This is a genomic window from Anabaena sp. TISTR 8404, from assembly GCF_056847745.1.
Map to the genome: position 1 here is coordinate 6,492,209 of NZ_CP180578.1, position 18,196 is coordinate 6,510,404.

13 protein-coding genes are annotated in these 18,196 nt (G+C 40.8%); 3 read left to right on the forward strand and 10 right to left on the reverse strand.

Going from position 1 to position 18,196, the window contains the following annotated elements; all coding sequences use genetic code 11:
- The first annotated feature begins 66 nt into the window (after positions 1 to 66).
- A complete protein-coding gene (locus tag ACMX3D_RS28010; protein ID WP_482749035.1) occupies positions 67 to 615 on the forward strand; it encodes a single-stranded DNA-binding protein in 549 nt (182 codons plus the stop codon).
- Positions 616 to 828: 213 nt separating this feature from the next.
- Here the strand turns inward: ACMX3D_RS28010 and ACMX3D_RS28015 are convergent, their stop codons facing one another.
- From ACMX3D_RS28015 to ACMX3D_RS28030, 4 genes are all read right to left on the reverse strand, one after another.
- Complete coding sequence (locus tag ACMX3D_RS28015; protein ID WP_482749036.1) at positions 829 to 1,119, reverse strand: hypothetical protein; 291 nt, start codon at positions 1,117 to 1,119, stop codon at positions 829 to 831.
- Between the two features lie 11 nt (positions 1,120 to 1,130).
- On the reverse strand, positions 1,131 to 1,589 hold the full coding sequence (locus ACMX3D_RS28020) for a transposase (protein WP_482749037.1): 459 nt from the start codon (positions 1,587 to 1,589) through the stop codon (positions 1,131 to 1,133).
- 29 nt (positions 1,590 to 1,618) lie between these two features.
- Positions 1,619 to 2,173 (reverse strand): helix-turn-helix domain-containing protein, encoded by a 555-nt coding sequence (locus ACMX3D_RS28025; RefSeq protein WP_482749038.1) that lies wholly within the window; start codon positions 2,171 to 2,173, stop codon positions 1,619 to 1,621.
- Positions 2,174 to 2,287: 114 nt separating this feature from the next.
- Entirely contained in the window at positions 2,288 to 5,053 is a 2,766-nt protein-coding gene (locus ACMX3D_RS28030) for a zinc-dependent metalloprotease (protein WP_482749039.1), read from the reverse strand.
- A gap of 737 nt (positions 5,054 to 5,790) precedes the next feature.
- Between ACMX3D_RS28030 and ACMX3D_RS28035 the strand changes: the two genes are divergently transcribed.
- Together ACMX3D_RS28035 and ACMX3D_RS28040 are read left to right on the forward strand one after the other, a co-directional pair.
- On the forward strand, positions 5,791 to 6,273 hold the full coding sequence (locus ACMX3D_RS28035; RefSeq protein ID WP_482749040.1) for an adenosine-specific kinase: 483 nt from the start codon (positions 5,791 to 5,793) through the stop codon (positions 6,271 to 6,273).
- A 91-nt stretch (positions 6,274 to 6,364) separates the two neighbouring features.
- Positions 6,365 to 7,006 (forward strand): transaldolase family protein, encoded by a 642-nt coding sequence (locus tag ACMX3D_RS28040; protein ID WP_482749041.1) that lies wholly within the window; start codon positions 6,365 to 6,367, stop codon positions 7,004 to 7,006.
- 160 nt (positions 7,007 to 7,166) lie between these two features.
- Here the strand turns inward: ACMX3D_RS28040 and ACMX3D_RS28045 are convergent, their stop codons facing one another.
- From ACMX3D_RS28045 to ACMX3D_RS28070, 6 genes are all read right to left on the reverse strand, one after another.
- Positions 7,167 to 8,090, reverse strand: a complete 924-nt coding sequence (locus ACMX3D_RS28045; protein ID WP_482749042.1) for a glycosyltransferase family 2 protein — start codon at positions 8,088 to 8,090, stop codon at positions 7,167 to 7,169.
- 35 nt (positions 8,091 to 8,125) lie between these two features.
- Positions 8,126 to 8,308, reverse strand: a complete 183-nt coding sequence (locus tag ACMX3D_RS28050; protein ID WP_482749043.1) for a hypothetical protein — start codon at positions 8,306 to 8,308, stop codon at positions 8,126 to 8,128.
- 183 nt (positions 8,309 to 8,491) lie between these two features.
- Positions 8,492 to 14,494, reverse strand: a complete 6,003-nt coding sequence (locus tag ACMX3D_RS28055; protein WP_482749044.1) for a trifunctional serine/threonine-protein kinase/ATP-binding protein/sensor histidine kinase — start codon at positions 14,492 to 14,494, stop codon at positions 8,492 to 8,494.
- 323 nt (positions 14,495 to 14,817) lie between these two features.
- A complete protein-coding gene (locus tag ACMX3D_RS28060; protein ID WP_482749045.1) occupies positions 14,818 to 15,597 on the reverse strand; it encodes a hypothetical protein in 780 nt (259 codons plus the stop codon).
- A gap of 307 nt (positions 15,598 to 15,904) precedes the next feature.
- Positions 15,905 to 16,279: a hypothetical protein gene (locus ACMX3D_RS28065; protein WP_482749046.1), complete on the reverse strand. Its 375-nt coding sequence runs from the start codon at positions 16,277 to 16,279 to the stop codon at positions 15,905 to 15,907.
- Positions 16,280 to 16,387: 108 nt separating this feature from the next.
- Complete coding sequence (locus ACMX3D_RS28070) at positions 16,388 to 18,112, reverse strand: ABC1 kinase family protein (RefSeq protein ID WP_482749047.1); 1,725 nt, start codon at positions 18,110 to 18,112, stop codon at positions 16,388 to 16,390.
- Positions 18,113 to 18,196 lie beyond the last annotated feature (84 nt).

Below are 18,196 nucleotides of genomic sequence, written 5' to 3' on the forward strand. Positions count from 1 at the left end.
GACAATTTCTAAATTAATTCATAATTACAAATTACGAATTACGAATTATTAGGTTAGGAGGATTCAATGAACAGTTGCGTTTTAATGGCAGATATTATTCAAGAGCCACAATTACGCTACACAGCAGATAATCTAGCAGTCACAGAAATGCTAGTACAGTTTTCTAATTCCCAACGGCCAGAAGATCCACCAGCAACCTTGAAAGTTGTTAGTTGGGGAAATTTAGCTACAGATGTGCAGCAAAACTATCATCAAGGCGATCGCGTGATCATTGAAGGGCGTTTAGGCATGATCACATTCGAGCGCCGTCCCGAAGGTTTTAAAGAAAAACGTGCCGAACTGACAATACAACGCATTCATCCTGTGGGCAAAGGTTTCGCTATTACTTCATCAGTTCCAGAAACTTACTCGCAGCCAACATCCTCAGCAGAAACATATTCGCAATCTGAGATTTCTAGTTATGAGCCACCACGTCCAACAGCTGCACCCGCGACTAGCAATGTTGGCATTGCGCCGCCAGTCACAAAACCTGAACCAGTATATCAACCCAGCAATTTCGAGCGTACTTATACACCAGTCACAGAAGAACCCGATGCTGATGATATTCCGTTTTAATTTGGTTTCAAGCTGCAACTTTATCTAGATACTCTAAATTTAGAAGTAGCGCATCTTAAAAGATGCGCTACTTATTTAATAATAATTGTTTCAATTTCAAGTGCTAATAATAGTTAAAATAGCAGATCTATAGGAATCCGATTTGATTTATGAAAAATCTAGGTATCTGTAGTGGGTCAAGTGGCATGGTCATAGCCAATGCTCAAGAAGAGTCTAAATGCATTTAATCGGACGACGGGTATAAGCCCCCGAACCAGCCAATCGATGTTGTTTTTCTCGAATTCGGCGAGCTGCACGTCTACCTCCCCATTCAAAGGGAGTGGGATTGGCATTCCAGGCACGAGCAGCCGCTTCCAAGCAGTCGATAATTTCTGGCACCCAAGTAGGGTGAGTTCCATCCAAGGCCCGATGCTTGAGGATTCTTTGAATCGACTCAGCCATATTAAGCCCTTCGGGTTCGCCAGTCGCTACAACGGGGGGAACCCCCGCAACGCGCTGGCTCACCAGCTACTGCCTCAAGGGGTATACAGCGGTAGAATGCCATGAGCGCACAACCACAAGACAAACGAGGGAGTTTTATGCCCAGCTAAGTTATCACAGACTAATAATAGTCGTAAAGGCGGTAATTCATCAGGCAGAGTAAAGCGATATTTTAATCTTTTACGCCAAAGTTCCCATTGTTGTCGGTTTTGCTCCGCCGTAACTGAAGCTTGAGCTTCTGGCAGAGCAGCGACAATTTCTTCAAGTTGCTCGATTAACCAACTGTGTAAGACATTATTGGGGCAGTGTTCTACTCCTTTAACCCTAACAATCCCATCGCGCGGATGAAACAGGGTCAATAACTTAGCCGTGCCATTGGGGATATAATTGGGTGAACGATGAGCAGGATGCCCTACTGGTTGCCAACTTGATGTTGGATAAGGCCCAGTAGCTAATGGGCCAGCTTCATCACAACACCAAACAGCTAGTCCCATTGTTTCCCCCAGACGGTAAGCTTTCTCAATCAGGACTTTTTTGCTGCGGCATCCGGGTCAGTGACAATCACACGTCCCGATTTCCGCTTCCTTTCTGCCTGCCCAGTGCAATACCAACTACGGTCTTTTTGCCAACTCCAGCCCTCAGCGTACAATACTTGTCGCAGTGTATAAGTACTAATGTGAGGCATTCCCCCTTGAGAGCGCAGATATCGCTGCAATGAACTCAAACTCCAATGGTTAGTTCCTTCACTGCTTACTTGTGGCACTCTTTGTCTTGTTTCTAAGATCTTCGCTCGTTCGACTGACCCATAAATTTCCGCTGGCCCACCTCCATGACGTGGAGCTACGGCTGCTAAGCCTTCTCCATTGAAACGAGCTACCAGCTTTGCTACCGCGTCTCCCGAACGTCTTCCCACTGTATGGGCAGCACCGGTATAACTTTTTCCTGATGCTACCGCTAGAAGGATTTTTGCTCTCATGACTTGGCTGGCTGGTTGACTAGCCGAACGGCTCAATTGTGTTAATCTTTCTTTTTCTTGAGGCGTTAAGTCTCGTAGTGGTTCTTTCTGAGGACGGGTCATTTTTTAACTCGGACATACCGACTTGAGTTCGTCCTCTTTTATTGTCTCTCTCTTTAAGCATGATTGGCTATGACCATGCCACTTGACCCACTACTTCTACTTTTAGTTCTGCCTCTACCGAGAAACCAACTGTGCGTTTAACGCTTTGGTGATGCGATCGCCTGCAAATTCTAAATGGGCTACTGTGTAAATATCTAATGCTGTGCCGAATTGTTGCAGCTTGGTATTAATTGCCTTTTGCAGTTGGCGTAATTGGTACCAAGCCAATGTTCGGCCATCTTCTAGTTGATCATTAGTATTCAAAATCATTTCTAGCAAGATATTGAGATGTTCTCGTTGTAATGAACGGCGAATGCTAGAAATTGATTTTGGTTGTTCTGAAGTTAAAACTTCTGTCCAAATGCCTGTTTGCAGGGTGTCAAATAACTCTGGCAGAGAAAGTGCTTGGCCAGGTTGAGTTTTTAATTCTACATCTCGGAGACGATTGAGGCGATCGCTATCTAAAAGCGATCGTAATATGGCACTCTGAAAACGGAGAATGCGATCATGAATAGGATAATCAAGCCGACTGTGAAGTATCGGACTACCCCAATGTTGCCAGCGCGAAGGTGCAAGTTGATTTAGCAATTGCGGTGAAAAACTAAAAGCATCTTCAGCAAAGACATACTCTTGCAGTTTTGCTAATGCCTGACGTTGTTGTGTTAGCGAAACAGGTACAAAAGCCCAAGAATTATCATCACCAGCATGAAGCCGCCGAAATGATTGCCCACCAATATATTGAGAAAGTAAGCTGGCATTGCGAAAATAATATCTCAGCACTCTATTGAATAAAACGCGTAAGCTACTATAGCTTTCTCCCCTTGGTAAATCACCTTCGTCAAGACGTTGCCACATCATGCGGGCGTTATCCATTTGCCATTGGGAATAAACCAGTACATCGCTACTCATATCCCACAGATTTGCTAGTGGGTTGATGTCGCGGATATCTTCATCAGTGGCGTAAGACAATTCTGGTTGCGGCGATGCTAAAGCAATTGCTTCTAAAAAACTTTTCTCTGCTTCCGGCGTAACTATTTCATCTGCTGCATCAGGAAGTTTTTTGTAACCATATTGAATTGCCCATTCATCGTAAGGCCCAACCACACTAGGAAAATACTCACCTTGCTGCACTCCCTGAGGGGCAATATTCACAGGTAAATAATCCATCACCGAACCTGCTAAACCTTTGGTATGGGTGATTTCAGTGTTATTTAATTCTTGCGGCGCTAACATCGTGCTGCCATGAAAATTGTGCCGCAAACCCAGAGTGTGTCCAACCTCGTGGGCAATTACAGAACGCAAGTATTGATGAACATACTCCTTCATTGTTTCACTATTAGGTTTAGTATTTTGGAGCAGTGATAATGCTAATGCCCCCATAGCAACTTGTTCTGTAGATTCTGCACCATAGCAATTTTCAGTGTCCTGAAAGTGGGTGTAAGGGTATAAGGGTGTAGGGGTGTGGGGTAGAAGGCTAATTTTATCACGACTACTCCTCTGCCCCTCTGCCCCTCTGCCCCTCTGCCCCCCACCTCCTGCCTGACACAATGACGAAGCCCCTATCAGTGCATGATATTCTTGCCCAATTGAGCGCACCATATTAGCATCAACAATAATATCTGCATCTAATATTTCGCCAGTGAGTGGATTAACACGCATTGGCCCTCTAGCAAAACCTGCATCTAAAGAATTGAACCAGCGAATAGTGTTGTAGCGCACATCTGCGGGATGCCATTCAGCATCATCTGGCATTTGTCGCACTTCAATGGCATTTTGAAATCCGGCTTTTGCAAATGCTTTATTCCACATCAAAACGCCTTCTTGAATTGCATCTCTGTATACAGGCGGAACAGCATTTTCAATCCAAAATACAATCGGCTTTTTTGGGGGAGATAAAGGTGCGTTAGGGTCGGATGGTTCTAAATGCCAACGATTAATATAACGAACAAATGGTTCTTGAATATTATCTTTAGAAAAATCCTGAAAAGCAGTAATAAAATATCCGACTCGATCATCAGCAATTCTCGGAATATAACCGTTATTTTCTGGTAGTTGTGAGAAACTATAATGTACCTTCAGGCTAAGAGCGCGACTATCAGGTAATGTAACTAGATTTGCGCCTTCTGGTGAGGAGAAACCATAAATTGAATCAATCTCTACGTTCTCAGGAAAGCTGTTAACATCGCCAAAATATGATTTACTTCTTTCTAAGCGGTAATCTGCCTGTAGAGAGTATTTTAATAAGGAAGTTAAGCCTGGAAAATCTTTCATCAGTAAGTCTTCCAGGTCAATAAGAATATTTTTACTGCGTGGATCAATACTGTCGATCGCTACAGAATACAACACCGAATCGCTAAATGAACGAGCCAGCGATCGCTGTTCTGGTTCTCCTGATTTTATCCGAAATTTGACATTCTGAATTACAAAATGCAAATTGTCATTTACGCGCCGAAAATAAAAGAGAAAATCAGCTAAAGGTAATCCACTATAAATCCCACTTTCCCCAACACCAGATTCTAAAGTTACTGTCGCTAGATAACTTTTATTTAGCTGTTCGGGTTTAATTTCTAAAAAAACTTTGCCTGATTCTTCATTACTATAAAGCGTAAATAGTCCTTCTTGTTTACTTATCCCTTTGACTATTTCACGAATTCGCCGATATTCTTCTTTTTTAGTCTCACTAAAATTATTAGCAATAGCTAAATTTTCAACTACTGGGATTGGGTTTAATTCTTGAACATGGGTTGGTGAAAGTTGATTTGCACTTGCCCAATCATTATTTAGGAAAAAATTATATAGCAATATTGTACAGATTGCTAATTTTGCGATCCAGTGTCTCATCCTTTAGCTTGTGATTCTGAAGTGGTGGTTGTGTCGAGGAAAAACTATGGGATTAATACGCAGAGAGTCAGTATTTTTCAGACTTCTTCAATACTTAAGGCTGACTGGTTGTGTAAATTCACTGTTGTCAGACAAAGGATTGTTTTATCTCAGAAAGATAAGAAGTCTTGTGATTGGTAGCTGGGGGTTTTAAAGAATTTTTATTTAGCAAATGAAATTAATTGTATCTTAAGGTAGATGTTTTATACAGCTGGCGATATATGTTTTTTTGAACTATATCTGGTACGTGCGATCAAAGAAAGTATTTGCTGTTACAGTATGGTTGACTGTTAATCCTTTGCTTGTATATTTTGCTAGTGCGTTGCTGCGCTAGTTAGAGGCTCTGATGTAGCAGCTTGTTGTTAAATATCAACTGAGATAATTCATTCAGCTACGCAATAACACACCCTACTTCCTACTCCGTACTCACCATTTGTAAGTTAGGAAATGTGTACTTCTAAAGTTTTATGCGGCAAAAAATACAAAAATAGTGACATCAGAATTAACGTGAGTTTGATAAATTCGTAGTCACCCCTCTCCAAACCTCTCCCCGAAGCGGGGAGAGGCTTAAAAAGCCTATTATTTCGTACTAAGTTTGAGATTTTTTGCCCCTTCCCTACTAGGGAAGGGCTTGGGGTTAGGTTCCATTGAATTCACATCAGAATTATTGTTGAGTTCACAGTTACAAGAGGTTTAGTATGGAACTCAAAGTAGTAGAATTACAAATTCCAGAGGGTTGCAACTTAATTTTGGGGCAAACCCACTTTATTAAAACTGTCGAAGACTTGTATGAAATTATGGTGGGTACATCCCCACAAGTAAAATTTGGCATTGCCTTTTGCGAAGCATCAGGGCCATGCTTAATTAGAATCGTGGGCAACGATCGCTCTTTACAAGAAATCGCCACTCAAAATGCTCAAGCTGTTGGTGCAGGCCACAGTTTTGTGATTTTGTTAAAAGAGGCATATCCCATCAACTTTCTCAATGCAATTAAGCTCTGTCCTGAAGTCTGCACGATTTATTGCGCCACAGCTAACCCAGTGCAGGTAATTGTGGCAGAAACCGAGCAAGGTAGAGGAATTATGGGTGTAATTGATGGTTTTTCACCCAAAGGTGTAGAAACAGATGAGGATGTAAAAGCACGTCAGGAGATACTGCGGCGGTTTGGTTATAAGTTATAGGAGGTAACAGGGAACAGGTGACAGGTGACAGCATAAAAGAAGCTAAAATTGGTATGATGCCAGCGATAGCACATTAAGGAAAGTAAATTCAGTGAGCTTATTTTTGGACTCAGCGATCGCAGCGGAAGCGGAAGCTGCTAAAAAATTAGGTTGGGTAAAAGGCATCACTACTAACCCAACATTATTAGCTAAAAGCCCATTACCAGTAGAGACTACACTAAAACAACTGACACAATTAACTACAGGGCCAGTATTTTATCAGTTGATGGCATCTGAATTTGAGGAAATGGTTGCAGAAGCAAGAGCCGCCTTTAACTTAATTGGAAAGCAAACAGTCTTGAAAATTCCCGCCTGCTTGGTTGGCTTTCAAGTTGTGGCTGAACTAGCACCAGAAATTCCTTGTGCAGTCACAGCTATATATAGTGCAGCACAAGCCGCAGTTTCTCAAGAAGCAGGGGCAAAATATGTGATCGCTTATGTCAATCGAGCTACTAGACTGTTAGGTGATGGAGTAGCATTAGTACGCGAGATGGCAAGTGTTGTGAAGGGAAGCAACACAGAAATTATGGCAGCTAGTATTAAATCTCCTGAAGAAGCAGTCGCATCCTTGCAAGCTGGCGCTCATCATCTTACATTACCCTTGGCTATGTTGCAGGCAATGACTAATCATGAACTTTCAGCGCAAACTATTGATGAATTTGCTGAAAATGGGCGGGGACTTTTACATCCATAGAATTACGCACAAATATTGTTTGTTGCGACTGGGTGTAAGGGTGTCGGGTGTGGGGTGTAGGGGTTTTGGATACATTCACCCCTATACCCATACACCTTTACACCCTACCTCGTCCAATAATAGTTTTTATCCCAACTCCCCACTCCCAACTCCCAACTCCCTATTCCCCAATTCCTTGTGCATAAGCTTCATACACGCCTTTGACGTTGTACCAATTGAGAAAAATCCTGGCTACTTCCAAAGCTAATTGGGGTTTACCTAATTTAATCAGCCAGCTTAAAAATGGAGCCATTGTGCGTTCATTCAGCAGCCCATTTAGTGAGAGAATACCCCACAATAAGCGATGCAGCCATGTCATTTGAATCATCATTCGCACTTCCCAAGTAGGATGCTTTTGATAAAACAAAACTCCCATACGTCCGCGTTGAATTTCTTTTTCAATTAAGTTAGGAATTTGCTCTAAATTAAACGGTGGATGCCAGTGATAACCAACGGCTTCTGGACATTTGATCAGTTTCAATCCAAGATTTTTCAACCTCACGCCTAATTCCAAATCTTCCCAACCATAAAGTTGAAACCCAGTATCAAATAATCCTGCTTTTTCTAACCAATGTTTTGGAATGGCGACATTACCTGTGGCAAAAAAAGCAGCAGAGAAATCTGTAATTTTATAAGGTTCAGCAGTCGGATTCTCGAAGTTACAGGTATTAATTACTGCACCGTATGTAAAAAAGCGATCGCTACCTAATTTTTCTTTGCCCTGCAATAATGCGTCAGCATGAGCTTGCAGAAAGTTCTTCAGCACTACTAAATCGCTATCGATAAAGATGATGGTATCACCAAGTGCCTGTTCTACCCCCAAATTCCGCGCCGCAGCCGGGCCAGCATGGTCTTGCTGAAAGCATCGCACATGGGGAAACTCTGGTTTATGTGTTGCCAACCACTCTAAGGTTCCGTCAGTAGAACCATCATCTACTAAGACAATTTCGTAACCATTTACTGTAGTTGACGCACTCAATTCCTGCATTTCTAAGGCTCGGAGGCACTTTTCTAAAATCGGCAGGCGATTGTAAGTTGGTATCACAACGCTGAAAAACACAGTCTCACCCACAACAGAAATTACCCATCTCCAGCATAGGACAGTACAGCACTACGCACAGTTCCTAATTCTTTAAAGTAATGTGAGTTCGACAAAAAATGCAGTTTTGACCTCTCCCCCAAACCCTTTGTAGGAGCTACGGTGTACACACAAATTTTGGTATAGCGCATCTGTCCCGCCTCGGAATAAATTCCGAGTCTCATAGTGCAAGTCCTCTCAAGAGGACTCAAAGAAAAATTCAGTCCACTTAAGTGGACTTTCGCTATTAGCCTAGAACTTTAGTTCTAGGCGGGATATGGTTTCAACGTGAGAATTTTCGATTTGTGTGTACACGGTAGCCTTGTAGGAGTGGGGAGTGAAAACCTTATTTTGTCGTTGCTCCTCCCTTACGACTTAACTGCAACAGGAAGTGCTATGGTAAATTCTGTTCCTTTTCCGAGATCAGAATCAACTTTGAGCGTTCCTCTATGTCGCTCAACAACAATTTGGCGAGCGATCGCCAATCCTAATCCGGTTCCTTTGCCTACTGGTTTAGTAGTGAATAGATAATCAAAAATTTTGTGTTTGACTTCCTCAGTCATACCTACACCATTGTCTGTAATCCGAATCAAAACATACTGCCCATCTTCGCCTAGACGAGTTTGAATTGTAATTTGATTGGGGTTTGCTTCGATTTTGGCAAAACTGCGTCCGGTGTTTGATTCTTCTAAGGCATCGATCGCATTTGCCAGTAAATTCATAAATACCTGATTTAGCTGCCCTGCAAAGCATTCTACTAAAGGTAAATCACCGTAGTCTTTTACTATCTCAATTGCTGGGCGATTTTGATTTGGTTTTAAACGATGTTTGAGAATTAAGATGGTACTGTCAATTCCTTCGTGTAAGTTGAAAGGAACTTTGTAATCGTGATCGGCTCTGGAAAAAGTACGGAGACTAGTACTAATTTCATGTATGCGATTGACTCCTAATTTCATCGAGGCAATTAATTTAGGTAAATCCTCTCGTAAATACTCCAAATCAATTGCTTTGATTTTAGCTTCAACATCTCTATCTGGATTGGGTAACTTTTCTTGATATAAGTCAATTAAGTCAAGTAAATCTTGCACATAATTTTCAGCAGGGTTTAGGTTGCCAGCAATAAAGCTCACGGGATTGTTAATTTCATGAGCAACCCCTGCAACCAGATTTCCTAGTGCTGACATCTTTTCATTTTGGACTAACTGAAGTTGGGTTTCTTGCAGATACTGAAGGGTTTGTTCTAGTTGAGTGGCTTGCTTTTGAGTTTGAATTAGCAACTGTGTCTGCTGGAGTGCTACCTCCATTTGTACTGCTATTTGTTTAGCAAATTGAATCTCAGAAGTTTGCCAATGGCGGGGTTGAGCGCATTGATGAATACAAAGTAAACCCCAGAGTTCATCATCTTGCATAATTGGCACAACTAGTGATGCTCTAATCTGAAATTGGGCTAAAATTGCCCGATGGCATTCCGGCACATCTGATGATTCAACGTCGGCGATTGCACAGAAACGTCCTTGCTTATAAAGGGTGGCGTAATTTTTACCAAAGCAATGATCTTGAATTTTCACCGCTAAGGCAGAAGGAAAAGCAGGTAATACATCTTCGGCAATAAATTCGCCATATTCGTATTTTGTGTTGAGATGAAACTGATATATGCCGACTCTATCAGTATTTAAAATGCGACGAATATTTTGGGGAACAGCAGCGAAAATAGCCTCTAAATCTAAAGACTCTCGGATTTGAGTCACAGCATTAAACAAGGTTTTTTGTTGAGCAAGCGATCGCTCTAATTGTTGAGCATAAGTCTGCGCTTGTTGATAAAGTCGGGCATTTTCTAAAGCGATCGCTGCTTGAGTACAAAGCAAATTGATGATTTCGACGCGATCGCTAGTAAACACTCCAGCCGTCAAGCTATTCTCTAAATACAAAATTCCCAACAGTTTACCTTGATAATTAATCGGCGTACAAAACAAACTCTTGGGTTGTTGGTGAACAATATAAGCATCAGCCATCAATGCAGGAGAGATAGTTGCGTTGATCACAATTGAAGGTTTTAGGCTGCGTTTAACGCTGTTAATCAATGAGATAGGCAAATCTGGTGAATCTTCCAGAGGTAGCGATCGCATAATTGTAGATGACTTGCCAACTGTTGTAATTGCCTCAATTAATAACTCTTCTTCTTTGATTAGTAGCAATGCACATTTATCTGCGCCTGCATTTTCAATCAAGACATTCAGTAATGTCGCCAGCAATTTATCAAGATGAATTTCACTCGAAAGTGTCTGGGAAGCTTTAAAAAGTGTTGCCAAATCAAGTATGGCTGATGCACCTGTAGTAGCAGAAGTCTTGGAATGACTAGGAATTAATTGAGGTAAAGTGGCTTGATCAACTGCACTAATTGTCAGATTAGGCATCAACTGGATTTTATCTTGTTGCAGGACAGGAGTTAACAGTTGCGGATAATTTTGTTCCAGTTGTTCAATTTTGGCTTTTGCTCCCCAACGCGCATAGGCATAATAAGCTTGCAGCAAATAATCTTGAGCTAGTTTTTCTTTGCCCCATGCTAAGTAAAATCGAGATGCAAGTTCGTTAGCAATAGCTTCTTCATTCAGGTATTGATTTTCTTGAGCTAAAGTAATAGCTAAGTCATAATACTCAATCGCCTCAGCTTTATTACCAAGGGTTCTTTGCCGTTCTGCTTCCACTAAATAATACTTATGTAAGTGGTTGGCTGGGGCATGATCTGCCCAGTTTTTCATCTTTTCTTGGTTGGCGATAACTCGTTGCTGAATATTTTGTTGTTCTGCTTCAGAAGCTTGAGAATAAATAGCTAAATGTGCAAGAGAATCATAGGTATGGAAAACTGTCACTAAAAATAATCCTGTTGCACCACCTAAATATTTTTCAATAGCGATCGCCGCTGCTTTTGCTAACTCAAACTGACCAAACAAATAGCAAAGTAAAAGTTTACTGATATAGAAATAGCATAGCGCTGTCTGATCTCCTGTTTGCTCAATTTTAGGCAGCATTTTTTCTTGATTGAAAGCATCTCCACGTAGTTGCCATGCTTCAGGAGAATCGCCAATCAAATTCAAAATCGCTTGCTGAAAAATAGTTAAATGGCTGAGAAGTCCATCTTGTTTCAGTTGAGTTAGTTGCACCCGAAAGGCAGCACTCTCACAACTTAAATCACTCAATTCCTTACCAGCGAACCAAGAGTGCATGACGTAAATAAAAGCACAAATAGTAGTTGATTCTAAATCTCCTGTTTCTAACCCACTTTGATAGCCGTTTCTTAGAAAAGGTAAGGTGTTTCTCAATGGTTCTTTCCAATGCCAAATACCACAGTGAACTCCTACATAGGCTCTAGCGATCATTTCTTTGGCATTTAATTGTATGAGTAACTTGTGTACTAATTGCCCAAATTCATACCCACGCTCAATCTCACCCATCACCCCACATAACATTAATCCATAGTAGGCGTAACCATTGGCTGAATATGAAGTATTACCATACTGAACTGATAAATTTACTTGCTCCAAAGTAATAAATGGTAAAAGAGTAGGAGCTACAACATAAGCAGACGAAGATACACCTTTAAGAATTCTAATGGCGGCTAACTTTTCTGGCTCCTGCATCTGGGGTAAGGTAATTAAATCTAATGGTTGCCTGCCTGCCAAAATCGAGTTTGTCGCCGCACAAGCCTGGGCAATGTCCGATGGACTGGGTTGGAGAGGAAAACTAATTCCCAAATATGCCAAAATTTCTAGGGCAATTTGCACTGCTTGTAGAAATTGATGTTGAGCTTGAGCCGCTTGAATTTTGATTTCATAAACCTTCACCTTATCCAACAAAGAGTTAGCCTGTTCTAAAGTGAAGGCGGCAAATTTTGTCATTTCCTCCAGATTGCCGCTTAAATAAGCAGCTTCGGTAGCCGCTTCGTAAAGCGCCAAAGTCAGGGCATAATTTGTTTGCCAGCATTGTTGTGGCAATAAGTCAATACCTGTAAGAAAATAATCAAATGCTGCTGTGTATGCAGTTGCGTTTCTGGCTTTGCGTCCGGCTTTGAGATTGAGTTGGGCAAGTTCAATCTGCTGTGTTTGCTCAGCAATCAAATTTTTGCCAATATTTAATTGATTGACAATCTCAAAAATTTTCTCATCTTGCTGGGTGACGGTTGTATGATTCAGGAGTAATTGCCCAATTTTGAGGTGAGTTGCTTGTTTTTGCTCTTCTGGGATGAGAGTATAGGCGGCTTGTTGAACGCGATCGTGCAGAAATTTGTAAGCACAGGAGTGAGAATTTAAATTAAAAAATTCCTCTAAATTTTGCTTCCTATTTCCTGACTCCTCCTGAAAAAACTTATAAACTTCACTGGTTGGTAAAATTAACCCTTCTTGCAGCGCTGTCCACAAATCTACAGCAGTCTCAGCTACAGATTTTTCATAAACAATGGCCAGAGTTGCCAAGTCAAAAGAGTTACCAATGCAGGCTGCTAGTTTTAAAACTGATTGAACAGCGCTGGGTAACTTTTGCAGCTGACGCGCCATAAACTCAACAACATCATCGGTGAGTGTCAGTGCTTGAATTTGCACAATATCACTTTGCCAATAACCCCGTTGAATATCAAAGGTAATGTATCCCTCTTCGTACAATGCCTTGAGAAATTGTGTGACGAAAAAGGGATTGCCTTTAGTTTTGCGATACACCAACTCAGTCAAAGGTGCTGCTAGTGCTGGTGGACAACTGAAGGTGTCGGCAATTAAATGGTTGAGGTCGGGTAAGGAGATGGGATTTAAAATAATGGTGTTAATTATTGCTCCCTTATTACCAATATCGTGCAGTGCCAGCATCAGTGGATGGGCAGGGGAGACTTCATGATCACGGTAAGCGCCAATCAGCAACAGATAGCCAGTTTCTGTTTCACTCATCAGTGTTTGCATCATCTGTAGCGATGCAGAGTCTGCCCATTGCAAATCATCCAGAAAAATCACTAAGGGATGTTCTGGGGTTGTGAGTACCTGAATGAATTTCTGGAACAGCAAATTGAAGCGATTTTGCGCTGCACTTCCAGGAATTTCTACAGCAGGAGGTTGTTTGCCAATAATCTGTTCAAGTTCAGGAATTACCTCAATAATTACCTGTCCGTTTTCACCTAAAGCCGAAAGAATTTTAGTTTGCCATTGTTTGAGTTGATTATCTGTTTCTGCCAGCAATTGTCCCATCAAGTCTCGTAATGCCAAAATAAATGCAGAAAATGGAATGTTGCGCTGATATTGGTCAAATTTACCTTTGATAAAGTAACCGCGTTGCCGCACAATTGGCTTGTGAACTTCGTTAACAACTGCTGTTTTGCCAATGCCGGAGAAACCTGCTACTAGCATGATTTCTGTACTACCATGACTGATGCGGTCAAAGGCTTGACGAAGACTTGCAACTTCAGTTTCACGACCATAAAGTTTTTCGGGGATGAGGAAGCGATCGCACACATCACGCTGTCCCAATTCAAAAAACTCTATCTCTTTGGTTTTTTGGCATTCAACTAAGCAAAGTTCTAAATCATGTTTCAGTCCTAATGCACTTTGATAGCGGTCTTCCGCATTTTTTGCCATCAACTTCATCACTATATTTGAAATCACCGGCGGAATTTCTTCTCTGTTCCCTAATAATGGTGGCTGTTTGGCAATATGACAGTGAATCAATTCCATTGGGTCATGAGACTGGAAGGGAAGTTGACCTGTAAGTAATTCAAAAAAAGTCACTCCCAATGAATAGAAATCACTGCGGTAATCAATACCTCGGTTCATGCGTCCAGTTTGTTCCGGGGAAAGGTACGCTAGAGTACCTTCTAAAACTTGAGGATTTTTTATTTCTTGAGTTTCTCTGGGTAATAAAGAAGCAATACTAAAGTCAATTAATTTAACTTGTTTTGTCTCTGGATGAATGATGATATTTGCTGGCTTAATATCTTTGTGAATTACTCGGTGCTGATAAAGTCCGTTGAGTATATCAGCTAACTGAAGTGCGATCGCCAGAAATTCATCTACTTTGATGGGTTTTCCTTGAGTATATTCGCTAAGTGCAATGCCTCCACAATCTTCCATTACTAGCGCATAGCTATTGAGATATGTTTCAAGACTATAGGGTTGAATAATACCCGGTAAGTTTAGATTTTTCGTAATTGTATACTGATTTCGGAACTGCAATAGTTCATTAAAAGATGGATAATCACGTTGTAAGTATTTAATAATTACAGGTTGTCTATCTATTGCTCGAATGGCTTGATAGACAATCGTTTTAGGACTAAAGTAGAGTTGTTTAACAACTTGATATCCTTCTATTACGAGTACCAAATCTAAGCTTGTAGTCATATCTTTCAACTGTATCTCAACATTTTCTAGGCAATGCTATGCCTCTTCAATTTCAGTATTCCCATAAGTAAAACTGAGCCACCATTTATAAGGTAAATCTTTAATTAGCAATTCAATATGAAGAATTGTCCTTGTTTCAGTCTTATTACTAGGTAATGGTGAATGGAAGCTAAAATATTAAATGTAATGTAATCAGTCTTATATTGTGAGAACAAAAATCACCCACCCAAAAAATGACTTCGCTGATTGGGGGATGATATTTTCAGTGAAATTACGTGTAACTTAATCAAAAATTATCATTTTTACAGCTAATAAAATCAGGTTTAGCTATAGAAAAATTTAAAGTCTCTGAGAGAAAGAATTCTCGCTTTATTTAAGCGGTAATGGTAAGCAAATTTGCGTTGCAAAATATTCCATTGAGTCCGTTGAAATTTGCGATCAGAAGCATCAAGATGTTTTCTAACTGAATTAATACTCTCTAGCCAGGAGGGATTATATACTTTTAATCCTGCTTTCGCTGCGGCGAGTCCAATAGCATTTCCTTCACCAGTATGAATACCATGTATTTCCAAATAACGAGCTATGGTATCCCAATATTTAATAAACTCTAGAGACTTTTTGCTATCTGCGGTAACAGCAAATAACGATTCTCCAATGTAGCTAACATCTTCTAAGGATAAATCTAGCTTGTCGGCTAATTTACGCAGATATATCAACCGTTCAGGATTATATTTCTGAGCATGTTCTACAATATTTTCTATATGTCCTGCTGCCAGTCCCTCTAAATGAGGAATTTGTTGAGGTATATTACCAACAATTCTTGTATCTGCATCAATTTGTATGACTGTGGAAAACTTTTTTAAAGCTGCTTGAATTACAAACCGCTTGTCATGGTAGCAATGAAGAATGCCTGTTTGTTGCAGCTTAAAGGCAAATACATTGGGACAGTTTTGAAATTCTTGAGGTTCATCTGTGCCGATTACTAATGTAGTTCCTGGAGAATATTTTTCTAGATTTTCTGCGAGTTCTCTTGCTAAGAGACGATATTTAGCTTTAAAAGCAAGGATACAAAAGCAGAAATCTTGTTTTAGGGAAGTACGCATATAATGATGTAGGGAGTAAAGTTAGTTAAAGCAAGGTACTTGGGTGTATTTGGTAAGCTTTCCTGCGGGATAAACCAACTTTGTTAACCACTATTAAGTTTTCAATTAATTTGCCTATTTTAGGATGATGTTTATTTAAAAAGTATCAGTATTTCTATTGAAATATATCATAATTACATCAGATAAAATTCTAAATTTTATATAAAAAAACTGCTAACAACACTTATTATCTATCTGATTTTGAGCAGATAAATAAAGTTCCAGTCAGCAGTTATTTGAATGATTCTATTTCTAAGTTTTATTTTGTTTAGGACAAAGAGTCTAAGTCAAGAGCTTGCATTCCTTTATTTTTAGCAAAAGACAGCATACTACTCAATTGCAACCATACCAGTAAGCAAGTCAAAAGACTCAGTGGTAAACCAATTCCTAAGGCGAGAATAGTAGGAAAACCAAAGATTGCTAAACCTGAATAGAGAAAGAGACTAACGCCGAGAGTTATCCCTAAAAATGGTACTAATAATTGCCCAGAGTAAAAACTAGATGCTGCTTTTTCTGCACTATCTTTGCGCCATTTCTGCACAATAACTTTGAGAGTACCTGATAACCCAAAGCCAGAAGTTACAGCTATAAATAACCCAATAGCTAACAGAAAATAAGGTGGTTGTTGCGGAAAGTAGTACATGCAAACTCCAAATTATCTTAAAAGGTAAAAAAATTTTTCTTGTAATAATGTGCCACTCAAAAGGCAGGAGGTAAAGTTACCTCCTGACCCATGACCGCAATTTACGTTTCAGCGCATTACTCCTGAAGCAGGATTTCCTGAATTAACAAAGGCTGTAGCTTTTGGTAAGATAGCAGCGACACCTTCTCTAGAAAACTCAGTCAACAAGCCAATCGCCGCATCTAATAAGCGATTAGGCTTGAGATCATCTTTGACTAAATCCCACAGGCGTTGCACTTCTTCTGTATGCAGGCGGTCATCTTCGGTCAGCGCTAATACTAACTGTCGCCGCAAAAACTTACCTTCTTCTGATAGCAGAAATTGCAAACCCATTTGGGCTGTGGGTAACACATCAAAGTTACCATCGGTACGGGCGATCGCAATTAAATTTTCCAAACGCTGCCACTGGAATTTACCATCTTTAAATAGCACATTCAGCAATCGTCGTCTTAATTCAGGAGACTCACCAGTGAGTAAGCGTCGCGCAATATAAGGATAGCCAACCTCAACAATTTTAAAATTTGGGTTGAGGCTGAGGGCAATTCCTTCTTGTGTGACCAACGAACGAATAATTAACGCAAATTTGGCAGGAACTCGGAAAGGATATTCATACATCAATTCCGAAAATTCATCGGTAATTGTTTTGAAGTTAAAATCACTGACGTTCTTACCAATAGCGTCACCCAATACGGTTTCTAATGCCGGTACAATTGGGCAAATATTCGTGTCTGCTGTGAGAAAACCTAAATTAACGAAATCTGTGGCTAAGTCGAGATAGTCTTTGTTGACTAGATGCACCAAAGCATCTACTAAAGTTTCTTTGGTTGTTTCTTCTAACTGATCCATCATGCCAAAGTCGATGTAAGCCATTCGACCATCGGGCATGGCAAATAAATTACCAGGGTGGGGGTCAGCGTGGAAGAAACCAAATTCTAGCAGTTGGCGTAAACCTGAAGTTACACCTATTTGGATAATTGCTTCTGGGTCTAACCCGGCGGCGCGAATATTTGTCGTATCTGTAAGTTTGAAGCCGTTAATCCATTCCAGGGTTAACACCCGATTGCTAGTACAACGCCAGTAAATCGCTGGAACTTTTACTTGCGGGTCGTTACGGAAGTTATTCGCAAATTTTTCGGCGTTACGGCCTTCGTTGATGTAGTCAATTTCTTCAAATAACTTCGTGCCGAACTCATCCACAATTAAGGTCAAATCGTGGCCGAGATTCAAAGGTAGCCAAGGTGCTAACCAACCCGCAGCCCACCGCATCAAGTAAAGGTCTAGGGTGAGAATTGGTCGGAGGTTGGGGCGTTGTACCTTGACTGCGACTTCTTCACCGCTGATCAATCGTCCACGATAAACTTGACCTAAACTAGCCGCTGCCACTGGTTTGGGAGATAATTCGCTGTAAACGGCTGATATTGGGCAATCAAGTTCTTTTTCGATAATTGCATAGGCGATCGCATTATCGAAAGGCGGTAGTTGATCTTGCAATTTGACCAACTCTTCTAAGAAATCTTTGCGGATTAAGTCAGGCCGGGTAGAGAGGGCTTGACCAACTTTAATAAAAGTGGGGCCTAGATTGGTGAGTAGTTGTCGCAACTGGGTAGCTCGCTTTCCCCGATTCTGCTCAACTTGATTTTGCCATTCATCCCACTTTAAACTCAAAATGAATCCAGCAAAAGACCAGATAATTCTCAGCAAGCGTCCCCATGCTGACCAGGGGCGGTAACGATAGTGACGAGCGATCGCTTCTGGATTGTAGCGCTTTAGCTGAGCAGGTTGATACTGACCCACGCTTTTGTTTGCCTCTTCAACTGGGAAATCTACTGTTGTTTTGTGGTATCCCTTTTGGGACAACCGTAGTTTTTATAAAAAACT

Excerpts from the sequence above, each read along its gene's own strand:
- ACMX3D_RS28010 (WP_482749035.1), top strand. The coding sequence starts at position 67 with ATGAACAGTTGCGTTTTAATGGCAGATATTATTCAAGAGCCACAATTA.
- ACMX3D_RS28020 (WP_482749037.1), bottom strand. The coding sequence starts at position 1,589 with ATGGGACTAGCTGTTTGGTGTTGTGATGAAGCTGGCCCATTAGCTACT.
- ACMX3D_RS28025 (WP_482749038.1), bottom strand. The coding sequence starts at position 2,173 with ATGACCCGTCCTCAGAAAGAACCACTACGAGACTTAACGCCTCAAGAA.
- ACMX3D_RS28030 (WP_482749039.1), bottom strand. The coding sequence starts at position 5,053 with ATGAGACACTGGATCGCAAAATTAGCAATCTGTACAATATTGCTATAT.
- ACMX3D_RS28035 (WP_482749040.1), top strand. The coding sequence starts at position 5,791 with ATGGAACTCAAAGTAGTAGAATTACAAATTCCAGAGGGTTGCAACTTA.
- ACMX3D_RS28050 (WP_482749043.1), bottom strand. The coding sequence starts at position 8,308 with ATGAGACTCGGAATTTATTCCGAGGCGGGACAGATGCGCTATACCAAA.
- ACMX3D_RS28055 (WP_482749044.1), bottom strand. The coding sequence starts at position 14,494 with ATGACTACAAGCTTAGATTTGGTACTCGTAATAGAAGGATATCAAGTT.
- ACMX3D_RS28060 (WP_482749045.1), bottom strand. The coding sequence starts at position 15,597 with ATGCGTACTTCCCTAAAACAAGATTTCTGCTTTTGTATCCTTGCTTTT.
- ACMX3D_RS28065 (WP_482749046.1), bottom strand. The coding sequence starts at position 16,279 with ATGTACTACTTTCCGCAACAACCACCTTATTTTCTGTTAGCTATTGGG.